This is a genomic window from Bradyrhizobium sp. P5_C11_2, assembly GCF_054049755.1.
The window spans coordinates 1-3,040 of record NZ_JBFULT010000738.1 but is presented as its reverse complement, the minus strand read 5'-3'; the positions used below and the strand labels follow the sequence as shown (position 1 = coordinate 3,040).

At 62.9% G+C, this 3,040-nt stretch carries 6 protein-coding genes; 2 read left to right on the top strand and 4 right to left on the bottom strand.

Annotated features, from left to right (window positions below; translation table 11 throughout):
* Positions 1-197: 197 nt before the first annotated feature.
* Positions 198-1,100 (bottom strand): Crp/Fnr family transcriptional regulator, encoded by a 903-nt coding sequence (locus ACXJL8_RS37790; RefSeq protein WP_456686686.1) that lies wholly within the window; start codon positions 1,098-1,100, stop codon positions 198-200.
* Between ACXJL8_RS37790 and ACXJL8_RS37785 the strand changes: the two genes are divergently transcribed.
* Complete coding sequence (locus ACXJL8_RS37785; RefSeq protein WP_456623014.1) at positions 1,076-1,279, top strand: hypothetical protein; 204 nt, start codon at positions 1,076-1,078, stop codon at positions 1,277-1,279. The two genes, ACXJL8_RS37790 and ACXJL8_RS37785, sit on opposite strands and share 25 nt — an antisense overlap.
* Before the next feature lie 43 nt (positions 1,280-1,322).
* Here ACXJL8_RS37785 and ACXJL8_RS37780 read toward each other — a convergent pair whose 3' ends face one another.
* Positions 1,323-1,466 carry a hypothetical protein gene (locus ACXJL8_RS37780; RefSeq protein WP_196236573.1) on the bottom strand — a complete coding sequence of 48 codons (144 nt, stop codon included), beginning with the start codon at positions 1,464-1,466 and terminating at the stop codon, positions 1,323-1,325.
* A 275-nt stretch (positions 1,467-1,741) separates the two neighbouring features.
* On the opposite strand from ACXJL8_RS37780, the gene ACXJL8_RS37775 reads away from it, so the two are divergent.
* Positions 1,742-1,897 (top strand): hypothetical protein, encoded by a 156-nt coding sequence (locus tag ACXJL8_RS37775; protein ID WP_456623015.1) that lies wholly within the window; start codon positions 1,742-1,744, stop codon positions 1,895-1,897.
* 30 nt (positions 1,898-1,927) lie between these two features.
* Here ACXJL8_RS37775 and ACXJL8_RS37770 read toward each other — a convergent pair whose 3' ends face one another.
* Positions 1,928-2,614 carry a hypothetical protein gene (locus tag ACXJL8_RS37770; protein ID WP_456623016.1) on the bottom strand — a complete coding sequence of 229 codons (687 nt, stop codon included), beginning with the start codon at positions 2,612-2,614 and terminating at the stop codon, positions 1,928-1,930.
* Between the two features lie 24 nt (positions 2,615-2,638).
* On the bottom strand, positions 2,639-3,040 hold a 402-nt coding region (locus tag ACXJL8_RS37765), incomplete at its 5' end, for a ParB-like protein (RefSeq protein ID WP_456686685.1).

Here is a 3,040-nt window from a genome sequence, read left to right as displayed (position 1 = left end):
GACCGGAGCCCCATTGGCCCATCGACATCGGGCGCAATGCTGGTTCGCCGATCATGCACGGCGACCTTAGCGGCCTGCACCGGATTGGATTTGCGGCATATCAAGTGGCTGCGTGCCGCCAGGTCGCAGGATGTGAAGCGAGCCACGCCCGCCTGTCCGCGCCGCCCGGCGCCGAAGCGAATCGGGCGTCAAGCGACTCAAAGCGTCGGCGACTGGTGCAGATAACGGTCGTCGAAATCGGCGAGCTCCAGAAATCGGGATTCGTCGAGCACCGTGACGCGGCCGCGGTGCAGCTCGACGATGCCCTCCTCACGCAATTGCTTGATCACGCGATTGGCGTGGACYGCGGTAATCCCCAGCGCTTCGCCGATCTGCTCCTGCGTCAGCGGCATGTCGAAACTGGCGCCGTCCACCCGGCCGATGATCCTGAGACGCTCGCGCAACTCGACGATGACGTGGGCGAGCCGTGCGGGCGCCGGACGCTGGCCGGCATTGACGATCCATTCGCGAAACATCGCGGCGTCGATCAGCGTGTCCCGCCAAAACATCTCGGCAACGCCCGGATTGCGACGGTGCAATCGTCGCAGCGTGTCGTGAGCGATGAAGCCCAGCGTGCACGGCGTCAGCGTCGAGAGGTCGTGGTCCATCACGTGCAGGAACAGGCTCATCAGGTCGGGGATCTCGCCGGGAATGTGCAAGGAAAGGATCTGGCGCTTGCCGCTCGCAATCGTCTTGGAGCGCGCGCAAAATCCCTCGACGATGAGGCAGCATTCGGTCGCCCGCTCGCCATCACGCACAACCGGCGTCTCCGCCGGGTACTGTCGCACCGCGATCGGAAGGGCTTCGATGTCTCTGACATCCTCCTCCGAAATACCGGAAGAGATGCGCAAACGCCTGACAAGCGCAGCGCGGATCGTATCGCCGGGCACGCGAGGTCGCTCCGTTGACATGGATTGGGACCATGGCGCCGGGACGCCACCGCAATGAAACCCGCGATGCGTCCGTCCGGTTCCAACAAAAGTTAAGGACGCGGCTTGCATCCGCATGGTTGGCTTCACGCCGGAAAGGCCAGGCCATGACCAAGAAACGCAATCGTACACGACCGGCGCTGTCGCTTCAGGAGCGCCTGAACAAGTTTACCCAGGAGGCCCGCGCCGCCGCCAGGAAGCTCCCGGCCGGTACCGAGCGCCGCACACTGCTGCAGAAGGCGCGCGACGCCGAGGAAGCCGCAGAGATGGAGCGCCTGCTGTCCTCACCCGACCTGCAGGGCCAGAAGTGATCGTCCCGCCGTTGCGTACCAGCAACTGCGCAGCGCTATACCGCTAGCGCTTCGCCATCAACTCGAGCGCCGGAGCAAAGCGCTCGGAGAATGTCAGCGTCTTGGCGTGGCGAACTGCGGCAAACGATGCCGAGATTCCTGCTGTGGCGACCGCGAGCAAGGCAATTACGAAAACCAGACGGCGCATTTCGGCCTCCTGTGTGAGCTCGACTATCCCACACAGATGGGGTGGCTCTGTTTCAGGACGGTTTCATCGGCGAGGAAAATGACTTCGCTCAAGCGGCTGTGRTGAGATCCGGCTCGCGGGGCCGCATGCCGTAACCAACTAATAATAGTCGCCGTTGTCCTGCCGCGGGCGCGAGCCTGGCCGGGAATTTCGCGCCAGGGATCACGATCGTGAATCGCAACACGGCTGCGACAGGCAGCATGTGCTGGAGTGCGAAGTCGTCGAGGAACACTCAAATGAAAGTCGTCATTCAGAAGCTCAATGGTCTATGGCACCTGATCATCGGCTCGTGCCAGATCCGAACGCCCTTCCTGGCAACCCAGGACCGTGCGCTGGTCGTCACTTACGCGCGGCGCGCTTATCCCGGCGCCAAGATATTCCAGCGCGACTGATGTGAGCGCCCGCAATTGGCCGTCCGCTCACTAGAAGCACGGGGTGTATCCGGTCCCCTGCAATCTCGCGACTTTTCCACCGGGGTCGACCGACCATTTGACGGAGATGCGCGTGGACCCGCAGACTAGGTTGAATTGCGTGTACTCGTATGTCATCTCCCGCGTGCCTGCGGGGCACGGACCGTAGTAGCTGATCGATCCTGACCGCGTTTCCGGCAACCTGCACAATGGGCGCGGCTGAGCGACATCCGTGAAACCGTCGTTGAGCAGAGCTGCTTTCAACACCGCCTCATCCGTCCCGTCGGGAAACCGCGCATTCAAGGCCGCCGTCATCGGTCCATCGCGGTCACTTAACGGCGAAGCCAGCGGCTCTGCGAGAATCCTGGGCGGAGCCCAATTGTAGGTGAGCGACAGCTTCAGTGCGTATCCGGTGATCGCGAAGAACAGCGAATAGAGAATGACGGTGCGCATCCATAGAGCCGCCTCTCCCGGGAGTGCTGGCAGACGCGAGCTCAATCCGCCGCAAACCAATCCGAACGAAACCATCAGCAGCAGGATCGCGACCGGCACGAGGTATGAATAGCTGGCCAGCCACCACACCAGGACGCCGGCCAGCAAGCTGACGAGCAGCGCCCGGGCATCTCTGCGAAGAATGGCAATGAGCGGTGGAATGGCCGCCATCATCGTGAAGATGAGAACGCCCTGATGAGGCCACATCGCTGTTACCTGAGATTCCCGCGCCTAATCATCCTCCGCCGGCCCGCACCAGCCGGGCAGATAGATCGCATCCTTGCTCTTGGCCGCGGACATCGCCTTCTCCAGCGCCTTGTCGAAATTGGCGTCGACCGCCTTGCGCGTCAGTTTTCGGCGCAGATAGTCGGCCCACAGGAATTCGGAGAACGGCGTGGTGTCCTTGGCGAAGCCGCCCAGGCGGCGGAGTTCGCCGGCGAGGCTGCGGAAGGGATCGTCCTTGAGGTCGACGACCGATTTCGGCAGGTCGCGGAACGGCCGGCGCTCGCCCTTGGCGTCGTAAGGATAGACCCAGCGCTTGTTGTCCATCACGCCCCAGAACGCCTCGCGCTCGACCATCCTGAGATCACCGACCACGGTCACCAGCACCTCCTTGATGCCCTCGTCATGCAG